The 18,320-nt window shown below is 70.8% G+C and carries 19 protein-coding genes; 13 read left to right on the plus strand and 6 right to left on the minus strand.

The window, feature by feature from the left end; all coding sequences use genetic code 11:
* Positions 1-122 precede the first annotated feature (122 nt).
* From ACZ7M3_RS08025 to ACZ7M3_RS08050, 6 genes are all read right to left on the minus strand, one after another.
* Complete coding sequence (locus ACZ7M3_RS08025) at positions 123-1,595, minus strand: MFS transporter (protein ID WP_472061641.1); 1,473 nt, start codon at positions 1,593-1,595, stop codon at positions 123-125.
* A gap of 112 nt (positions 1,596-1,707) precedes the next feature.
* The gene (locus tag ACZ7M3_RS08030) at positions 1,708-2,103 is read right to left on the minus strand and encodes a hypothetical protein (RefSeq protein ID WP_075028375.1); all 396 of its coding nucleotides are present in this window, start codon (positions 2,101-2,103) and stop codon (positions 1,708-1,710) included.
* A gap of 135 nt (positions 2,104-2,238) precedes the next feature.
* The gene (locus ACZ7M3_RS08035) at positions 2,239-2,838 is read right to left on the minus strand and encodes a hypothetical protein (RefSeq protein WP_472061643.1); all 600 of its coding nucleotides are present in this window, start codon (positions 2,836-2,838) and stop codon (positions 2,239-2,241) included.
* A gap of 75 nt (positions 2,839-2,913) precedes the next feature.
* Positions 2,914-3,417 (minus strand): hypothetical protein, encoded by a 504-nt coding sequence (locus ACZ7M3_RS08040; protein ID WP_121415237.1) that lies wholly within the window; start codon positions 3,415-3,417, stop codon positions 2,914-2,916.
* Between the two features lie 123 nt (positions 3,418-3,540).
* Positions 3,541-4,266, minus strand: coding sequence for a DUF4328 domain-containing protein (locus ACZ7M3_RS08045; protein WP_472061645.1), 726 nt, complete (start codon positions 4,264-4,266; stop codon positions 3,541-3,543).
* A gap of 120 nt (positions 4,267-4,386) precedes the next feature.
* Entirely contained in the window at positions 4,387-6,039 is a 1,653-nt protein-coding gene (locus ACZ7M3_RS08050) for a beta-N-acetylhexosaminidase (protein WP_472061647.1), read from the minus strand.
* A gap of 357 nt (positions 6,040-6,396) precedes the next feature.
* Here ACZ7M3_RS08050 and ACZ7M3_RS08055 point away from each other — a divergent pair, with 357 nt between their 5' ends.
* The 13 genes from ACZ7M3_RS08055 (at position 6,397) to ACZ7M3_RS08115 (ending at position 18,304) form a co-directional block, all read left to right on the plus strand.
* Complete coding sequence (locus tag ACZ7M3_RS08055; protein WP_472061649.1) at positions 6,397-6,909, plus strand: 2-oxo-4-hydroxy-4-carboxy-5-ureidoimidazoline decarboxylase; 513 nt, start codon at positions 6,397-6,399, stop codon at positions 6,907-6,909.
* Positions 6,910-7,055: 146 nt separating this feature from the next.
* A complete protein-coding gene (gene sdhC, locus ACZ7M3_RS08060; protein ID WP_075028381.1) occupies positions 7,056-7,436 on the plus strand; it encodes a succinate dehydrogenase, cytochrome b556 subunit in 381 nt (126 codons plus the stop codon).
* Between the two features lie 5 nt (positions 7,437-7,441).
* A complete protein-coding gene (locus tag ACZ7M3_RS08065) occupies positions 7,442-7,933 on the plus strand; it encodes a succinate dehydrogenase hydrophobic membrane anchor subunit (protein WP_095852974.1) in 492 nt (163 codons plus the stop codon).
* A 24-nt stretch (positions 7,934-7,957) separates the two neighbouring features.
* Entirely contained in the window at positions 7,958-9,712 is a 1,755-nt protein-coding gene (sdhA, locus tag ACZ7M3_RS08070; protein ID WP_452964520.1) for a succinate dehydrogenase flavoprotein subunit, read from the plus strand.
* A complete protein-coding gene (locus tag ACZ7M3_RS08075; RefSeq protein ID WP_054233703.1) occupies positions 9,712-10,491 on the plus strand; it encodes a succinate dehydrogenase iron-sulfur subunit in 780 nt (259 codons plus the stop codon). The genes sdhA and ACZ7M3_RS08075 overlap by 1 nt, the downstream gene beginning before the upstream one ends.
* 564 nt (positions 10,492-11,055) lie before the next feature.
* Positions 11,056-11,496, plus strand: coding sequence for a DUF5819 family protein (locus tag ACZ7M3_RS08080; RefSeq protein WP_472061651.1), 441 nt, complete (start codon positions 11,056-11,058; stop codon positions 11,494-11,496).
* On the plus strand, positions 11,496-12,536 hold the full coding sequence (locus ACZ7M3_RS08085) for a hypothetical protein (protein ID WP_472061653.1): 1,041 nt from the start codon (positions 11,496-11,498) through the stop codon (positions 12,534-12,536). The genes ACZ7M3_RS08080 and ACZ7M3_RS08085 overlap by 1 nt, the downstream gene beginning before the upstream one ends.
* A complete protein-coding gene (locus tag ACZ7M3_RS08090) occupies positions 12,529-13,707 on the plus strand; it encodes a M23 family metallopeptidase (RefSeq protein ID WP_472061655.1) in 1,179 nt (392 codons plus the stop codon). The genes ACZ7M3_RS08085 and ACZ7M3_RS08090 overlap by 8 nt, the downstream gene beginning before the upstream one ends.
* A 129-nt stretch (positions 13,708-13,836) precedes the next feature.
* Positions 13,837-15,894, plus strand: a complete 2,058-nt coding sequence (locus ACZ7M3_RS08095; RefSeq protein WP_472061656.1) for a S53 family peptidase — start codon at positions 13,837-13,839, stop codon at positions 15,892-15,894.
* Positions 15,895-16,076: 182 nt separating this feature from the next.
* Positions 16,077-16,490 (plus strand): VOC family protein, encoded by a 414-nt coding sequence (locus ACZ7M3_RS08100; protein ID WP_472061658.1) that lies wholly within the window; start codon positions 16,077-16,079, stop codon positions 16,488-16,490.
* Between the two features lie 109 nt (positions 16,491-16,599).
* Positions 16,600-17,010, plus strand: a complete 411-nt coding sequence (locus ACZ7M3_RS08105) for a hypothetical protein (protein WP_067366694.1) — start codon at positions 16,600-16,602, stop codon at positions 17,008-17,010.
* 5 nt (positions 17,011-17,015) lie between these two features.
* Positions 17,016-17,522 carry a thiol-disulfide oxidoreductase DCC family protein gene (locus ACZ7M3_RS08110; protein ID WP_472061660.1) on the plus strand — a complete coding sequence of 169 codons (507 nt, stop codon included), beginning with the start codon at positions 17,016-17,018 and terminating at the stop codon, positions 17,520-17,522.
* 11 nt (positions 17,523-17,533) lie between these two features.
* The gene (locus ACZ7M3_RS08115) at positions 17,534-18,304 is read left to right on the plus strand and encodes a TetR/AcrR family transcriptional regulator (protein WP_472061662.1); all 771 of its coding nucleotides are present in this window, start codon (positions 17,534-17,536) and stop codon (positions 18,302-18,304) included.
* Positions 18,305-18,320 lie beyond the last annotated feature (16 nt).

The raw sequence follows: 18,320 nt of genomic DNA on the forward strand, positions 1-18,320 counted from the left end.
CAGAATGCGCACCGTGCGGCACGGTCGGCCGTGTCAACGCCCACGTGGTCATCTGCGTCGGGCCCCACAGAAACGTCACAGCCCGTCAGGCGCCCCGGGCGTCCCTCGGAACAGGTCCTGGCTCAGGCGTCCGTCTCCACCGGTTCGGGCAGCGGCGCCGACCGCGTCAGAGGGGCCGGCATCCGGTCCGCGTTCACCACGATCCCGGCGATCAGCGCGGCCAGCAGCAGCGCTCCCATCGCCCACCAGGTGGCCACGTTGAAGCCGTGCACGGCGGCCCGGGAGGCGAGGGCGCGACGGTCGACGCCGGGGGCCGCGTGCGCGGTCACGTACCGGGTCGTCACGCTCGCGGCGATGGTGTTGAGCAGCGCCGTACCGATCGAACCGCCGACCTGCTGGGCGGTGTTGAACGTGGCGGAGGCCGCGCCCGCGTCGCGGGGCGCGACGCTCACCGTGGCCAGCGAGATGGAGGTCATCATCGCCGTGCCCATGCCGAGGCCGAGCATCAGCATGCCGGGCAGGATGTGCGAGGCGTACGCGGGTGCCACCCCGACCTGCGCGATGATCGCCAGCGCGCCCGCGGCCAGCAGCAGCCCGGGGACGATGAGGGCGCGCGGCGGGACCCGGTTCAGGAGGCGGGCCGCGACCTGCGTGGAGCCGGTGATCATGCCGACGGTGATGGGGAGATAGGCGAGCCCGGTCTTCATCGGCGAGTACCCGAGCACGCGCTGCATGTAGTAGGTGAGGAAGAGGAAGACCCCGAACATCCCGATGGTGACGAAGAGGATGGTGAGGAACGCCCCGACCCGCTGCCGGTCCCTGACCACCGACATCGGCAGCAGAGGCACCCGGGCGCGGGTCTGCCAGAAGCCGAACACGCCGAGCAGCACGACCCCGGCGGCCAGCAGTCCGAGGACCAGTCCGTCACCCCAGCTCCTCGACTCCGCCTCCGAGAAGCCGTAGACCAGCGAGAGCATTCCGGCGGAGCCGAGCACCGCGCCTGGCACGTCCAGGCGCGCGTCCTCGTAGCGGCCGCCGCCGCTGAGCACCGCCAGGGCGCCGGCGAACGCGACCAGGGCGATGGGCACGTTGACGTACAGGCACCAGCGCCAGTCCAGGTACTGGGTGAGGAAGCCGCCCGCGAGCAGCCCGAACGCCGCGCCCGCGCCGACGATCGCGCCGAACACGCCGAACGCCTTGCCGCGTTCCCCGGGGTCGGTGAACGTCGTCGTGAGCAGCGACAGGGCGGCGGGAGCGAGCAGCGCGGCGAACACGCCCTGGAGGGCGCGCGCCCCGAACAGCATCCCGGAGTTCGCGGCCGCGCCGCCCAGCGCGGACGCGGCGGCGAAGCCCAACAGGCCGATCATGAAGGTGAGTCGGCGACCCGCGAGGTCGGCGATCCGGCCGCCGAGCAGCAGCAGTCCGCCGAAGGCGAGGGTGTACGCGGTGATGACCCACTGCCGGTTGCCGTCCGACATGTGCAGGTCGCTCTGGGCGGAGGGCAGGGCGATGTTCACGATGGTCATGTCGAGGACGACCATCAACTGGGCGAGCGCGATGACGACGAGCGCCCACCAACGGCGGTTGTCGGCCACGAGGCCTCCCGGGTCCGGCGGTTGCCCTCATGTTCACTCCGGAGACCGCCGTTTGGGAACGGTCGCGTACCTTAAGAACGGGCAATCTCGCCGCCGTTCGGGGCGCTTTCCCCTATCCCACGGCCTCGCGGCACAGCAGCCGCAGCGAGCCGTCGCCCGCGTAGCAGCGGCGGGCCTCGTCGATGGGGTCCCACAGGCGCCCGTCGGGGGTGCGCAGCCAGTGCTCGCCGCCCGTCTCCCACCACTCGGCGCCGGTGCGCCGGACGACGACCTCACCGGCGTACGCGCCGAAGCCGCGCAGCACGGTGTGGACGGCGGCGTACGGCGCCCCCTCCCGGCGTATCTCCTCGATCAGCCGGTCGACGCGCCACAGGCTCTGCGCCGAGTAGTCGAGGCGCAGCCGGGCGCCCTCGCGCATCGTCGCGACGGTGTCCGCGGCCCAGCGCACGGGCTTGGTCGCGGCGGAGGGCCTGGTCGCCCGGATCGGGTTCGCACTCGTTGCGTTCACACTCGTAGCGTTCACACTCGGAAGAGCGCCTTCCGGACGGGATTCGTCACGCGTCCCGGGCGCCTTCGCGACACCGGCCCAGGACCCCCATCTCCGGCCCCAGGACGGTCACAGGAACCCCTCAGGGAAACAGGTTTACGACCGTCCGCGCGCTCGGCGCGACACCACCGCGCGCAGGACGCGCCGCCCCTCCGTCGACACCTCCAGGGCGGGGCGCAGGCCGCCCGCGCCACGGCCCGCGAGCAGTTCCAGGACGGCGACCTGGCGGCGCAGTTCGGCCGCGACGAGTGGGCCGTCGGCGGCGACATCGAGGAGCCGGTGGATCTGCAGGGCCGCCGCCGAACAGGCGTCGGCCCAGGCGCGCAGGGCGGACGCGCAGGGGTCGTCGGGGGCGGTGGCGAGCATGCGGCGGGCGAGTGCGGCGGCGCGGTCCTCGTCACTCACGGCGGCCTCGGCCTCGGTCTCGGCCTCGGTCTCGGCCTCGGCTCCTGGGCCGGATCCGGGGGCGGGGCCGGGGGCTGCAGAGGGGTCGGCGGAGTCCAGTTCCGCCCGTGCCTTGGCGAGCCGTTCGCCCCAGGCGTCGCCGTCCGCGCCGCCGTCCGCGAGGCTCGACCAGAGCGGCCGCAGGACCTCGTCGTCGCCGCCCAGCAGGGGCACGCACCGATCCAAACAAGCCAGCCCGCTCGCTGCCAGACCACGCTCGTCGGCCTGAGCGATCAGGTCCACCAGGCTCATCACGCCTCCCTCGACAGGGCGCTCCCGCTTACGGAGCCCGCACTTTCCCTTACTGCGTGCTCCGGAGCGTGAGTGTCACAGGGGCACCACTCCGAGCCGGTCGAGGAACCGGAAGAGCAGGTTTTCGGCCAAGGGGTCGGCGTCCGCGGTCAGCACGGCGAGCAGCGGCTCGGCGACCACCGTGTGCCCGGCCTCCGCGGCCCAGGCGACGGCCCGTGCGGCGGCGTCGGAGGGCTCCAGGAAGTAGTCGTCGACGGTGAGCCCCTCCTCGTTCTGCCCGAGGTGCGCGGCCATCGCCGTGCGCGCCAGACAGGTCGTCCACGCGCCGCTGCCGGGCCCGGCCGCCTCGACGACCACACAGTCGCTGTTCATGACGTACCCGAAGAGCGCGGGCGCGCCGGTCTCCCGGGCGAGCGTGTTCATGCTCCCGACGTCGCCGTCACCGCTCGGGTACTCCCAGACCTGCCAGCCGTCGGGCGCCGTGGTCCGCAGCACCATCCCGTGCGCCGCGCCCAGCGCGTCCAGCTCCGCGAGCGGCCGCTCGCTTCTGCCCACGACGTAGTAGCCCCAGTAGCCCATGCCGGTTTCCCCCCGGTGGTGTTTCGGTTCGGCCGCGCCGAATACACCACAGGGGCAAGTGAATTGGCCAGGGAATCGGCCGAACCGGCGCGCCGCCTGCCCCCAACGGCCCAACGCCGACGGTCAGCGGTGGTCCCGGACGACCGCCGGGACCGGCTCTCCGGGCGGGACCGGGCCGCGCAGGGCCTTCTCGTTCTGCATCCGGGTCAGGCGCAGGACGACGAGGGCGGCGAGCACGGCGGCCACGAGGCCGGTGGCGTCCGCGAACAACACGTCGCCCGCGGAGACGTAGAGCTCCACGGCGGTCTCGGCCTTGCGGTAGCTGGCGAACCCGCTCCGGCCGACGACCAGCGTGATGGTCCACATCGCCCACCAGGCGTTGACGAGCCCGTGTGAGGTGCGGGAGCCGGCGGGACGGCTCGCGTCCCAGGTGTTCAGCATGATCCGGCGCGGGAACCAGAGGTTCACCACCGGCACGAACCAGCCCCAGCCCGTCCAGGCGCGCCCCATTTCTTGGCCGAACGGGTCGAACACCTCGGCGTTGATCCGCACCCGGTAGAACCAGACGAGGTACGCGACGACCGTGGCGGCCAGGGAGACCAGCTGCACGACCCCGACCGCGGTCATGACCGAGTCCGCGTGGTCCATGTCCCGCTGGACGGCCTCGCCGACCCCGCCGTCCAGAATGGTGCCCGCGGCGTCGTACACCTTGACGCCCGCCCAGATCGCGACGAGATCCACGGCGACGACCACGCCGAGCAGCACCGCGACCGCTCGCCCGAGGCCCACCGGCGAGCGCAGCCAGGCATCCCCGTGCGGCGGCGCCATGGTGCCCCCGGGCACGGGCATGGGCGTACTGGACATGAAACCCCCCGAATCACCGGCACATGAGACCGTGCCGGTAGAAGAAACCGGGCGCGCCCCCTCCCCAGGGGCACACCCGGCACACGATCACAGGGAAGATACGCCTCAGCCCAGCCGGTTCGCCAGATTCTTGAAGTCCGTCCAGGACAGCGTCGGCCGGCCCGGGTCCCAGAGTTTCTGGATCGTGGCGCGCAGCGGCATCCTGATCCCCGCCGCCACCTGGTCCTGGGTCTGGGAGTTCGCGCGGTCGGACCAGACGGCGAAGCTACCGCCGAGGATCTGGCCGTCGTACTTGGCGGGGACCGGTGTGGTGCCGCGGACGACGAGCGGGGTCCACTGCTCGTAGATGCGCTGCCCGGTCGGGTAGACGAAGGTCTGCGGCTCACCGAGGACGTAGTAGAGGTACTCGTCGTTGTAGTTGATGAGTTCCCGGCCCGCGCTCAGGTACTCGACGGGCGGGCGCGCGCCGAGCTCCTTGCCCGTCCAGTACGCGACCTCCAGGTCCTTGTCCGCCTGGACCGTGCCGCCGCGGAAGAACCCGTCGTTCCAGGCCCGTGCGGTCCGGTCGTGGCCGCGCACCACCTGGGCGCGGGCGTTGAGCCAGCCGGTGGTGAGGTCCGCGACGGTGGCGCCGGGGCCGTAGGCCTGCTTGGCGGCGGCTGCGAGCTGAGGGTAGGAGGTCGACGGGCTGGCCACGGTCAGGGCCTGGTACTCGTCGCCGCCGAGGTGCCAGTACGGGCGGGGGAAGAGACCGGTGTACTCGCTCAGCAGGTCGTCGACGATGGAGGCCGCGGCGGGCTTGGAGATGTCGACGGTGCCACGCGGGGCGGTTCCCGAGACGCTGCGCAGCTGGAGGTCGGGGTGGGCGGCGATCACGGCGCCGAGGTGGCCCGGCGAGTCGATCTCGGGGACCACATGGATGTGGCGACTCTCCGCGAGGGCGACGATGTCGCGGACGTCCGTCTTGCTGAGGTGGTCCTTCGACACGATCTCCGGGTGGGTGTCCGACTGGATGCGGAAGCCCTGGTCGTCGGAGAAGTGCAGCCCCAGCTCGTTGTACTTCAGATCGCCCAGTTCCCGGATCCGGTCCTCTATCCAGGCCGCGGAGTAGGGCTTGCGCGCGATGTCGAGCATGAACCCGCGGCGCGGCTTGGCGGGCTGGTCGCGCACGACGCCCTCGGGCGCCGTACCGCCGCCGTGCACCTCCTGCTTGAGGGTGCGCGTGCCGTAGAAGACGCCCGCCTCGCCGGGCGCGGAGATGGTGACCCGGCGGTTCTTGACGGTCAGGGTGTACGACTCCGGGTCGGCGCCGCCGGTGTTCAGGCCGAGTTCGACGTCACCGTCCTTGGCCGCCGTCTGTCCGGCGTACGACATTTTCAGCTCGTCGGCGAGCAGCTTTCCCTCGTCGGCGAGGCCGGCGTCGTCGACGACCACGCGGGCGCCCGCCGCGGGACGCCAGCCGGGGCCGCGCGCCGGGGTGTGTTCGCGTACGGCGGGGATGGTGCGAGGGGTCTGGGAGAGGGGGTAGGTCCGGGTCGGCGTGGGAGACGGTGGGGGCGCGGTCCCGGTCCGGTTCGCCGACCCGGCCGCCGTCCGGCCGGGATCGACGCTCGCCCCGGTCGGCGCGCCGGCGTCACCGGACGGCCACAGCGTGACGGTCGCCACCACGACGCCCGTCACCACCGCCACGCCGACCGCTATCAGTACCGGCCGCTTCCCGTCCTGCACCGGCGCCCGTCGTCGCCTGCCCGTGCTCACCGCACCACGCCCTTCGCTTCGGTATCCGAGGTCTACGCCCTGACGTACGCAGCGAGCGCCCCGTACGCCTCACGTCGTACACCCCCGGACGTTCCACGGTCCCCCTCTCCACGTCACCCGTCCACCGCACGTTCCGAAACTCTCCCGTCCGGGTGAAATTCGGGCATCCGTCGGACACGTCCCGCCAATCGTGGATAACGTGGCGGCACAACTCTCACTTCTTCCCCTGCCACACCACACGTGACGTTCACGGGACGTCACGGCATCCCGTCGACATCCCACCGCCGAGGACCCACGCTGCCTTCGCACCGTCTTCCACGCCTCCCCGGCCAGGTCGCCCCACCCGAGCAGAAGAGCGTGCCGTCGTCCCCGGCGCGCCTGGAGCCGTTCAACTCAGCGCCCGCCGACTCCGTCGTGCGCGCGCTCCTGAGTTGCTGCCGCAGCCTGCGCTGGGCCCACCGGATGGCCGATCACCGGCCCTACCCGGACCTGGACGCCTTCCTCGCCGCGGCCGACGAGGCGGCCTACGACCTCACCCCGGCCGACCTGACCGAGGCCCTCACGGGCGAGTCCCTCACACTGCTCCCGGACGGCGCCTACTCCGCCGCCCACACGGCCCTGAGCGCGGCCCACGCGGCCTACGAAAGCCGATTCGGGCACGTGTTCGTCATCTGTCTGGACGACTTCTCCCCGGAGGAATCACTGGATCAGGTGCTGGCCGGAATCCGATCACGATTGACACACGATCCCGAAGAGGAGCGGCTCGTCACGGCGGAGGAGCTGCGCCGTCTGGCCAGGGGGCGCCTGACGCGCCTCCTCGGGGACGAGGGGCCCTGGGCCGTCCGGAATAGCCCGAACGTGCCTGATTGATTGCCAGTTTGATCACATAGATAGGGCCGCTGTAAACGTTCCGACAAGTCGTCGCTACGATGGCCGGGGCCGGTGGACCGTACCCGGCCGGGCCGACCGACACAGAAGCCGGCAGGCCCCAATCCCCGCTCCCGGAGGGTTCTTCCGTGCCGGCTGGAACGCTGTACCGCGGCCGGGAAGGAATGTGGTCCTGGGTGGCTCATCGAGTCACCGGCGTCCTCATCTTCTTCTTCCTGTTCGTACACGTGCTGGACACCGCTCTCGTCCGTGTCTCCCCCGAGGACTACGACAGGGTCGTGTCCACGTACAAGAATCCGATCGTCGCGCTGCTGGAGTACGGCCTCGTCGCCGCCATCCTCTTCCACGCGCTCAACGGCCTGCGCATCATCGCCGTCGACTTCTGGTCGAAGGGCCCGCGCTACCAGAAGCAGATGCTCTGGTCCGTCGTCGGTATCTGGGTCGTGCTGATGGTCGGGGCCCTTTACCCCGTCCTCGGTCACGCATTCCGCGAAGTCTTCGGGAGCTGACGCAGATGTCCACTACTGAGACCGCCGCTTCCGGTATCGGCCCCGTCGAGGGCGCGGGTGAGTTCTCCGCGTACAGCGTCGACAACCCGGCGCCGTTCATCGAGGCCCCGCGCAAGCGCACCAAGAAGACCCCGAAGTCCACCCGTGGCAACTTCGAGATGTACGGCTGGCTCTTCATGCGCCTGTCCGGCATCGTCCTGGTCGTCCTGGTCATCGGCCACCTGCTCATCCAGCTCGTCCTCGACGGCGGTGTCTCCAAGATCGGCTTCGCGTTCGTCGCGGGCCGCTGGGCCTCCCCGTGGTGGCAGGTCTGGGACCTCGCGATGCTGTGGCTCGCGATGCTGCACGGCGCCAACGGCCTGCGCACGGTCATCAACGACTACGCGGAGCGCGCGAACACCCGGCTGTGGCTCAAGGGCCTGCTCTACACCGCCACGGTGTTCACCATCCTGCTGGGCACGCTGGTGATCTTCACCTTCGACCCGAACATCCGCTAGGCACGGGGCTGAGGTAACCGACTCATGCAGATCCACAAGTACGACACCGTCATCGTGGGCGCCGGCGGCGCCGGCATGCGCGCCGCCATCGAGGCGACGAAGCGCAGCCGCACCGCCGTGCTGACGAAGCTCTACCCCACCCGCTCCCACACGGGCGCGGCGCAGGGCGGCATGGCCGCCGCGCTCGCCAACGTGGAGGAGGACAACTGGGAGTGGCACACCTTCGACACGGTCAAGGGCGGTGACTACCTGGTCGACCAGGACGCCGCCGAGATCCTGGCGAAGGAGGCCATCGACTCGGTCCTCGACCTGGAGAAGATGGGCCTTCCCTTCAACCGGACGCCCGAGGGCCGGATCGACCAGCGCCGCTTCGGCGGTCACTCCCGCAACCACGGCGAGGCCCCGGTCCGCCGGTCCTGCTACGCCGCGGACCGCACCGGCCACATGATCCTCCAGACGCTGTACCAGAACTGCGTCAAGGAGGGCGTGGAGTTCTTCAACGAGTTCTACGTCCTCGACCAGCTGATCACCGAGGTCGACGGCGTCAAGCAGTCGGCCGGTGTGGTCGCCTACGAACTGGCGACCGGCGAGATCCACGTCTTCCAGGCGAAGGCCGTGATCTACGCGTCCGGCGGCACCGGCAAGTTCTTCAAGGTGACCTCCAACGCGCACACCCTGACGGGTGACGGCCAGGCGGCCGTCTACCGTCGTGGACTGCCGCTGGAGGACATGGAGTTCTTCCAGTTCCACCCGACCGGCATCTGGCGCATGGGCATCCTGCTGACGGAGGGCGCCCGCGGTGAGGGCGGCATCCTCCGCAACAAGGACGGCGAGCGCTTCATGGAGAAGTACGCGCCGGTCATGAAGGACCTCGCGTCCCGTGACGTCGTCTCGCGCTCCATCTACACGGAGATCCGTGAGGGCCGCGGCTGCGGTCCCGAGGGCGACCACGTCTACCTCGACCTCACGCACCTCCCGCCGGAGCAGCTGGACGCCAAGCTCCCGGACATCACGGAGTTCGCGCGCACCTACCTCGGCATCGAGCCCTACACGGACCCGATCCCGATCCAGCCCACCGCGCACTACGCCATGGGCGGCATCCCGACGAACGTCCAGGGTGAGGTGCTCCGCGACAACACGACCGTCGTGCCGGGCCTGTACGCCGCCGGCGAGGTCGCCTGTGTGTCCGTGCACGGCGCCAACCGTCTCGGCACCAACTCGCTCCTGGACATCAACGTGTTCGGGCGCCGTGCCGGCATCGCCGCCGCGGAGTACTCGGCGAAGGCCGACTACGTCGAGCTGCCCGAGGACCCGGCCTCGCAGGTCGTCTCGCAGGTCGAGCACCTGCGCAACTCCACGGGCACGGAGCGGGTCGCCGCGCTGCGCCTGGAGCTGCAGGAGTGCATGGACGCCAACGTGATGGTGTTCCGCACCGAGCAGACGATCAAGACGGCGGTCGAGAAGATCGCGGAGCTGCGCGAGCGCTACCGGAACGTCTCGATCCAGGACAAGGGCAAGCGGTTCAACACGGACCTCCTCGAGGCCATCGAGCTGGGCAACCTGCTCGACCTGGCCGAGGTCATGGCCGTCTCCGCGCTCGCCCGCAAGGAGTCCCGCGGCGGTCACTACCGCGAGGACTACCCGAACCGCGACGACGTCAACTTCATGCGCCACACCATGGCGTACCGCGAGGTCGGCGACGACGGCACCGAGTCCATCCGTCTCGACTACAAGCCGGTCGTCCAGACCCGCTACCAGCCGATGGAGCGTAAGTACTGATGGCTACCCCGACCCTCGACAAGGCGGACAGCGCCGGCCAGCCCGAGGCGGGCTTCGCCGACTCGCCGTACATCACCGCCACCTTCCGCATCCGCCGCTTCAACCCCGAGGTCGCGGCGGAGGCGGTCTGGGAAGACTTCCAGCTGGAGATCGACCCGAAGGAGCGCGTCCTCGACGCCCTCCACAAGATCAAGTGGGACCAGGACGGAACCCTCACGTTCCGTCGCTCCTGCGCGCACGGCATCTGCGGCTCGGACGCCATGCGGATCAACGGCAAGAACCGCCTCGCCTGCAAGACGCTGATCAAGGACATCAACCCCGCCAAGCCGATCACGGTCGAGCCCATCAAGGGTCTGACGGTCCTCAAGGACCTCGTGGTCGACATGGAGCCGTTCTTCCAGGCGTACCGCGATGTGATGCCCTTCCTGATCACGAAGGACACCAACGAGCCGACGCGCGAGCGTCTGCAGTCCGCCGAGGACCGCGAGCGCTTCGACGACACCACCAAGTGCATCCTGTGCGCGGCGTGCACGTCGTCCTGCCCGGTCTTCTGGAACGACGGCCAGTACTTCGGTCCGGCCGCCATCGTCAACGCGCACCGCTTCATCTTCGACAGCCGTGACGAAGCGGGCGAGCAGCGCCTGGAGATCCTCAACGACAAGGACGGCGTGTGGCGTTGCCGCACCACGTTCAACTGCACGGACGCCTGCCCGCGCGGTATCGAGGTCACGAAGGCGATCCAGGAAGTGAAGCGCGCGCTGATCACGCGTCGCTTCTGATCTTCCGGCCGGCCTTCCGGTCGTACGGCGCCGCGGGCCCCGTTCCCCTTGTGGGAGCGGGGCCCGCAGTCGTTGACGGACCGTGTTTTTCGGCCTTTCCCGGAGCGTGGAGAACGCGCCGGGCGTAGGGCCGCCGGTAAAAGCTTGTCGTTGGAAGCAATGATTCCGTTGTGTATCGCCCGCGCCGAGGCGGGTGAAGGCGCCCCAGAGTAAAGAAAACCTCATCGATATGAGGTTCCCCTGAGGGTACGGAAGGACCTTGCTCTCCGTAGTCGAATTCGCCATTGAGGGGCGATTGGCCTCTTGATAGGTTTCTCATGGGAAAGGCGCCCCGACTGACCACCGGGGGCCTTCGATCGGGACGGCCGGCGTACGCGGTAGGGAATTCTGCAGATTCCCGGACGCTCGGCGGCGCGCCTCGACGGGGGACAGGTGCAACTTCTTCTCTCCGGCCGAGCTGACCACTCTCCCGGATGAGGCCTCACTGTTTCCTGCGGCAGCCAGAGATCTGCCGCGTCATGCGCACCATCTCGCCGGCGAAACGACGACCTCATCTACCTGACGGTGCGCATGCGGACCGCCGATTCCGACCAGGTCGTGCAGACCAGCCCGGTGGAAATCGAGCAGGCCATCGACCGCGCCCCGCGCGCATTCCCGCTGAATCCGACGAAGCTTCCTGGCATCCCGCTGGCATTCGACGCCGCCGCCAATCGGTACGCACGCATGGTGACGGATTTAAAAAAACTTCCCGCGGCGCAGCGCAAGGCGGCTCAAGCCGATCTGGACAAGCAGTACGTGCCAGAGTTCCAGGAGATCCAGCGCTTCCTTTCCGCCCGGGCCGCGACGATGTACCCGGGGGCGGACATCGTGTCCGTCAAAGCCGCTTTCAAGACCAGGCCCATCATTCCTTTCTCGGAGCGCTATGTGACTCCGAAACCCGAAGAGAAAAGCAAGGGAATTCTGGAGACGTCGTGGATGGACTACGTTCCGGGGGTGGCCCGCTGATGCGCGGATGGGCCAAGTACGGGCCGGCGCGGATCGATGCCGGGCTGCTACGGATGGCGAGCCGTGAACACCGGCTGATCGGGATCGCGCTGCTGCGGATCGTGATCGGGCTGGCCACGGTCATGTACTGCCTCGCCGACTACGGAAACCGGCGGTTCCTGTGGGGCCCCGACTCCTACAACTCGATCCACACCGCGAAGGCGGCGCTGCCCCACGGCGCCTTCTCCCTCTATCTCTTCAGCCACTCCACGGTCTGGTTCGAGATCGTCTTCCACGCCACGATCCTGGTCTCCGCCGCCTTCATGGTGTGCGGCGGCAGGGTGCTGACCGTGGCCCAGGCCGTGCTGATGTGGTCGCTGCACAACCGCAACCAGGACGTGCTGGAGGGCGGTGACAACCTCGCCCAGATCCTCGTCCTCTTCATGGTCTTCACCGTCTCCAACGCCTACTTCGCGCCGGGGGCCAAGGCCAGGCGTGCCGGACTGCGGGCCCACAGCGCCCCGTCGGCCGGCACGGTCGTGCACAACCTGGCGGCGTATCTGATCGTCTTCCAGACCGCGGTCCTGTACTTCGCCGCGGGCTACTGGAAGATCACCGGGAAGATGTGGCAGGACGGCGTCGCCATGTACTACATCAGCCGCATCACGGGTTTCCAGATGTCGTCGACGTACGCGCACGCGATGGGCAACGCCTATGTCGGCACCGCGGTCAGCTACTTCACCGTCTTCGCCGAACTGGCGCTCCCGTTCGCGATCCTGTCCGCCCGCGCCTGGGTGCGGAAGGCCGACACCCTGGCGCTGGAGGGCATGCACCTGGGCATCATGGCCTGCATGGGACTGGTGTGCTTCGGGCTGCTGATGATCGGCGCGGACTGCACCTGCCTGCGGGACGAGGACTACCGGTCCCTCAAAGAGCGTGCGGCCGACGTCACTTCGCGCCTCGCCCAACGGCTGCGCCCCGCCGGTACCGTCGGCGCCGGACCCGCCACGGTCTCCGCGTTCGCCGCCCTCGCGCCTCGGGACGGGGCGGCCGATGCCTAGGCACGACAGCGCCGAAGCCGCCCGCGCCCTGGAGCGCTTCCTCCTGGCCGACCCCGGGCAGTGGGGCGAGCTGGCGCCGCGCGTCGTCGACGCCGTGGGCGACCGGCGGCTGCACGAAGTGGTCGGGGCGACACTCGCCCACGTGGGAGACCTGCGCTCGGTCACGGACGGCCCGGACGGGCTGGTGGTCCAGGGAACGGCGGGACGGACCCTGGCCTTCGCCACCGCGGACGCCGGCGGACGCCTCACCAACCTGCGCCTCGCCCCCGGCCCCTACCGGCCGCCCCGGCTGCGCGTCCCGGCCGGGGCACGCATCGCCGTGGGCTGGGCCCTGTGGTGCGTGCTGCTGGCCGTGCGCGTCGCGGCCTGCTGGACCGCCTCGTCGGTGACCGGCTGGTGCGGCGACGTCCTGATCGTGGCCGCCGCCCATCTCCTCATGGAGGGGCGCCTCACGCCCGCCCGGCTGCCCTGGTGGCTGCGCCGGGCCATGGAAGCGGGCGGCCCCGTGGCACTCGCCTCGGCCTGGCGGCTGCCCTCGCTGTCCGCCGGTCACCCGGGCACGGAGCTCGTGACCGGTGTTGTCCTGCTGGGCGGCGTCGCCGGGTATCTGGTGTGGGCGCGACGCCACCACTGGGGGGCCGAGTTGTCGGCGCCCCTGCGCTTCCCGCTGCGCGACGGCACCTGGCTCATCGCCCAGGGCGGCGGCCCCGGCCTGAACCACCACACGCCCCACCCCGAACAGCGCGGGGCGATCGACGTCATCGGCGTCGGCGCGCGCGGCGCCCGGCTGCGCTCCGGTGCGACGCCGGACGCCTACCTGATCTACGGCGCGAAGCTGTACGCCCCGTGCGACGGGGACGTGGTCTCCGCCGCCGACGACTACGCGGACCAGGTCCCCGGCACCATCCGCTACGAACCCCCCTACGGCAACCACGTGTTCATCGACACCGGCAGTGAACTGGTCAAACTCGCGCATCTGCGGCCGGGCACCGTGACGGTGACCACCGGCGACCGGGTGCGCGCGGGCCAACTCCTCGGCGAGGTCGGCAACTCGGGCAACACCACCGAGCCCCATCTGCACCTGCACGCCGAGCGCGACGGACTCGGCATCGACCTCCGCTTCACCGGCATCACCGGAACGCTGCACCGGGGACGCACGCTGCGTACCTGAAGGGCCCCTGAAAGCCCCTCACACCGGGGACCACCCCGCACCACCCTTGCGCCTCCCCTCTTCACGTCCGCCCGCGACCTCCGTACGTCCGGCCCGGACGCCACCTCGGCTCCCCAGAAGGGCTCACCCATGTCCGCGCACCCGCGCATACGCCCCGGCGCGCTCGCCGCCGCCGTCTGCACCGCACTCCTGGGTACGGCGCTGGCCTCGCCCGCCGCGCACGCCGCGGGCCCCTCCCCGCACCGGCACACCCTGTCCGGCTCGCGTCCCGGATACGCCACCGCCGGCGCGGACGCGGGCGCGGTACCGGCCGACCAGCGCCTCACCGCCCGCCTCTATCTCGGCTCCCGCGACCCGGTCGACCTGGCCGCGTTCCTCCGGCAGGTGACCGACCCGCACAGCCCGCGCTACCGGCACTTCCTCACCCCCGCCGCCTACCAGCGGCGCTTCGCCCTCGGACCGGCCGAACACCGGGCCGTGGCCGACTGGTTGACCCGGGCCGGCCTCACCGTCACCCGGGACACCGCGCACTACGTGGACGTCTCCGGCCCCGAAAGAGCCGTACGGCAGGCGCTCGGAAGCCCCATCCACCACTACCGCACGGCCAGGGGGACGGTCAGCGCGCCGTCCGGGGACCTCAGCGTCCCGAGCTCCCTGGGCACCGAGGTGGTGGCCGTCTCCGGGCTGTCCGCGCCCGCCGCCGCCCACCCGCAGTCCCACCGCACCACCACCCCACTGCACCCGCGGCCCTCCGGCACCACCGTCGCCGATGACGCGGGCGCCGTCTGTTCCCCCTCCTTCGGCGGGACCCCGGCCACCGGCCTGCCGACCGCCTACGGCGCGACACCCACGTACGCGCCCTGCCCGTACGTCCCCGCGCAGCTGCGTCACGCGTACGGCGCGGGCGGTGTCCACGCGACCGGCAAGGGCACCACCATCGCCATCGTCGACGCCTACGGCTCCCCCACCATGCCCGCCGACGCCGACCGGTACGCCCGTGCCACCGGTGACCGCCCCTTCCGTCCGGGCCAGTACAGCCAGCGGGTCACCCCGAAGGACTGGAACGTGGGCTCCGCGTGTGCGCCTCCCTCGTCCTGGGCCGGCGAGGAGGCCCTGGACGTCGACATGGCCCACGGTCTCGCCCCCGACGCGCACGTCCTCTACATGGGCGCCGACTCCTGTCTCGACGCCGACCTCATGGACGCCGAGGCCACCGTCATCGACCACCGCCTGGCCGACTCCATCTCCAACTCCTGGGCCGAGATCATCCACTCCGACCCCGGACATCTGACCCCGGACCTCGTGAACGCCTGGAACCTGCTGTTCGAGCAGGCCGCCGCGGAGGGCATCGGGGTGTACTTCGCCGCCGGGGACTGCGGGGACTCCTCGCCCGGCGCCGCCGAGACCGGCGTCAACTGCGACCCGAAGACCACCGCCGCCCAGGCGGACTTCCCCAGCGGCTCACCCTGGGTCACCTCCGTCGGAGGCACCACCCTGGCCCTCGACCGGCACGGGAACTACGCCTGGGAGACCAGCATGGGCGACGAGCTGTCGGTCCTCACCGACAGCACCTCCGCCGCCCGTGCATCCGCCTCCCGGGCATCCGGCAAGGCCTGGGGCCCCCTCCCCGGAGTGTTCGCGTTCGGCGGCGGAGGCGGCGCCGGCGACTTCCCGCAGCCCTGGTACCAGCGCGGGCGCACGCCCGCCCGCGACCACGGCACCCCGGTGCGGCGCACCACCCCCGACGTGGCCATGGAGGGCGACGGCGCGCTGCCCGTCCTGGTGGGGCTCACCGACGGCGGCGCCTTCCAGCTCGTGGGCTTCGGCGGCACCTCCGCCGCCACCCCCGCCTTCGCCGCGCTCCAGGCCGACGCCCAGCAGGAGACCGGCCATCCGCTGGGCTTCGCCAACCCGCTGCTGTACGCGCTCGGCGGCAGTCCGGTCTTCCGCGACGTCACCGACCACCCCGCCGCCGCGGGTACCGGCCCGCTCACCGTCGTCCGCGACTACGGCCCCTCGCCGACGGCCCAGGCAGCGTCCGACGACCAGCAGCGCTACGTCCTCTACGCCCTGGGCCGCGACTACGGCCTGCACGCCGTCCCCGGCTACGACGACGCCACCGGCCTGGGTTCCCCTTCCCCCGCCTATCTGCGGTGGATGCGCCGTACCGGCGGCATCCCGCGGTGACACCGGACGCCATCGTGGTGGGGTCGGGGCCCAACGGTCTCGCGGCCGCCGTGGTCCTCGCCGGGGCCCCGGCGTGCACGGCATGTGCGGCTACCACGCGGCGCGCTCGGCCTTGCACCACCTGGGGGACCCGGACGGTCAGCCATCGGTCTCCCGGCGCGGCCCGTACCTAATCTGATGGCATGTCAGATGATGTGTCGTACGAGCTGCTCGGCTTCGACAACGTACTGCTGCCCGTCGGGAACCTCGGCGCCGCGGTGGAGTTCTACGGGCGGGCCGGCATTCCGGTGGCCTTCCGGCTCGACGAGGCCGGGATCGCGCTGCTGAAGGTCGGCAAGGAGACGCCGGGACTGCTGCTGCGACTGGAGGACGAGCTCGGCCTCCGGCCGCCGCTGTGGGCCTCGGCACGGGTGTGGCTGGAGGTCGGGGACGCGCGGGCCACGGCCGACGCGCTGGCCACGGCGGGCATCCAGCCGCTCGCCCCCGTCTTCCCGGTCGCCACCGGCTGGACCGTCGAGATCGCCGACCCCTGGGGCAACGTCATCGGCTTCACCGACTACGGCAAGCGGCCCGAGCTGGGCCGCCGTCAGGCGTGACCCCCCTCACTCCGTCGCACCTCGCTCCCTCCTGACTTGAACATGTTCAAAAGCAGGTCTACATTCCTTCTCGACAGCGTTTTGAACGCGTTCAAGAAGGGGTGGGGACATGGACCTCACGGTCGTCGCGTACGTCATCTATCTGCTGGTCAGCATCGCGCTGACGGTCTGGGTGGCGCGCACGCTCAGCCACAACGGGCGGATCTTCCTCGCCGACGTGCTGCACGGGAACGAGAAGCTCGCCGATGCCGTCAACCACCTCCTGGTGGTGGGCTTCTACCTCGTCAACCTGGGCTTCGTCGCGCTGTATCTGAACGGCGACGACGGCGAGATCACCGACACCCGCGGGATCTTCGAAGCCCTGTCGACCAAGCTCGGCGTCGTCCTGCTCGTCCTCGGGGTCATGCACCTCGGCAACGTGTACGTGCTCAACAAGATCCGGCGGCGGGGCGTCATGGAGCGGGAGCAGCTGCCGCCCGTCGCGCCGACGGACTGGGTCGCGCCGGCGGCCGGGGCGTGAGCACCATGACCGGCCTCGAGGCCACCCGTGACCGGGACGCCGCAGGCGTCCCGGTCCTCGGGCTCACCGTCCTCTACGACGCCTCGTGCTCGCTGTGCACCCTTCTGCGCGACTGGCTGGGCAAGCAGCCCCAGCTGGTGCCGCTGCGGCTGGTACCGGCCGGTTCCGAGCAGGCCAGGGCGCTCTTCCCCGCCCTCGACCACGGCGCCACCCTCGACGAGATCACCGTCGTCGGGGACGGCGGTCAGGTCTACCGCGGGGCAGCCGCCTGGGTCGTCTGCCTGTGGGCGCTGCGCGAGCACCGGCCGCTCGCCCACCGGCTGAGCACCCCGGCCGGGGCCCGGCTCGCTAAGGGCGCGATGCTCGCCGCCGCGAAGTGGCGCTCCGCGCACGCCCCGCAGGGGTGGGGCGGGGGCGCGTACCGGCGGGGTGACGGGTGGGCGTACGAGCCGAGCATCGGGTGGATGTACCTGCCTCCCGGCTGTGACGAGGGCTCCTGTTCGACTCGTTAGGCTCTGTTCCCGTGCCAGCACCGACAGACAGCCCCGGCCCGGACGACACCAGCACGCCCGGGAAGGCCCAGGAAAAGGGTCCCGCCAAGAGCGAGCAGACCCGCGCGCTGATCCTGGAGACCGCGCTGCGGCTGTTCCAGGAGCGGGGGTACGACAAGACGACCATGCGGGCGATCGCCCAGGAGGCCGGGGTCTCCGTCGGCAACGCGTACTACTACTTCGCCGGCAAGGAGCACCTCATCCAGGGCTTCTACGACCGGATCGGCGCCGAGCACCAGGCGGCGATCCGGCCGGTCCTGGAGCGCGAGAAGGATCTGGAGGCGCGGATCGCGGGAGTCCTGAAGGCGTGGCTGGACGTGGCGGAGCCGTACCACGAGTTCGCGGCACAGTTCTTCAAGAACGCCGCCGACCCGGAGAGCCCGCTCAGCCCCTTCTCCCCCGAGTCGGCGGGCCCGCGCGAGGAGGCCATCGCCATACACCGCGAGGTGCTCGCCGGGTCGAAGGCGAAGGTTCCGGAGGAACTGAGGGACGTCCTGCCCGAGCTGATGTGGCTGTCGCAGATGGGGCTCGTCCTGTACTGGGTCTTCGACCGCACGGAGGGGCGCGAACGCAGCTACCGGCTCGCCGAGCGCGGCGCCCGCCTCACCACCCGGGGCGTCTCACTGGCCCGCTTCCGCGTCCTGCGCCCGCTCGTCCACGAGGTGCACGAGCTGTTCACGGACTTCCTGCCGGGGATGACGAAGATGCTGCCGGATCCGGGGCGGGGCTCCACGTTGGGGTGAAGCCGGTGATACGGGA

This window comes from Streptomyces sp. NPDC111656, from assembly GCF_055656965.1.

Bases quoted from the DNA above. Each gene is read 5' to 3' on its own strand.
- ACZ7M3_RS08035 (WP_472061643.1), bottom strand. From the start codon at position 2,838: ATGAGCCTGGTGGACCTGATCGCTCAGGCCGACGAGCGTGGTCTGGCA.
- ACZ7M3_RS08040 (WP_121415237.1), bottom strand. From the start codon at position 3,417: ATGGGCTACTGGGGCTACTACGTCGTGGGCAGAAGCGAGCGGCCGCTC.
- ACZ7M3_RS08045 (WP_472061645.1), bottom strand. From the start codon at position 4,266: ATGCCCGTGCCCGGGGGCACCATGGCGCCGCCGCACGGGGATGCCTGG.
- ACZ7M3_RS08065 (WP_095852974.1), top strand. From the start codon at position 7,442: ATGTCCACTACTGAGACCGCCGCTTCCGGTATCGGCCCCGTCGAGGGC.
- sdhA (WP_452964520.1), top strand. From the start codon at position 7,958: ATGCAGATCCACAAGTACGACACCGTCATCGTGGGCGCCGGCGGCGCC.
- ACZ7M3_RS08075 (WP_054233703.1), top strand. From the start codon at position 9,712: ATGGCTACCCCGACCCTCGACAAGGCGGACAGCGCCGGCCAGCCCGAG.
- ACZ7M3_RS08085 (WP_472061653.1), top strand. From the start codon at position 11,496: ATGCGCGGATGGGCCAAGTACGGGCCGGCGCGGATCGATGCCGGGCTG.
- ACZ7M3_RS08090 (WP_472061655.1), top strand. From the start codon at position 12,529: ATGCCTAGGCACGACAGCGCCGAAGCCGCCCGCGCCCTGGAGCGCTTC.
- ACZ7M3_RS08095 (WP_472061656.1), top strand. From the start codon at position 13,837: ATGTCCGCGCACCCGCGCATACGCCCCGGCGCGCTCGCCGCCGCCGTC.
- ACZ7M3_RS08100 (WP_472061658.1), top strand. From the start codon at position 16,077: ATGTCAGATGATGTGTCGTACGAGCTGCTCGGCTTCGACAACGTACTG.
- ACZ7M3_RS08105 (WP_067366694.1), top strand. From the start codon at position 16,600: ATGGACCTCACGGTCGTCGCGTACGTCATCTATCTGCTGGTCAGCATC.
- ACZ7M3_RS08110 (WP_472061660.1), top strand. From the start codon at position 17,016: ATGACCGGCCTCGAGGCCACCCGTGACCGGGACGCCGCAGGCGTCCCG.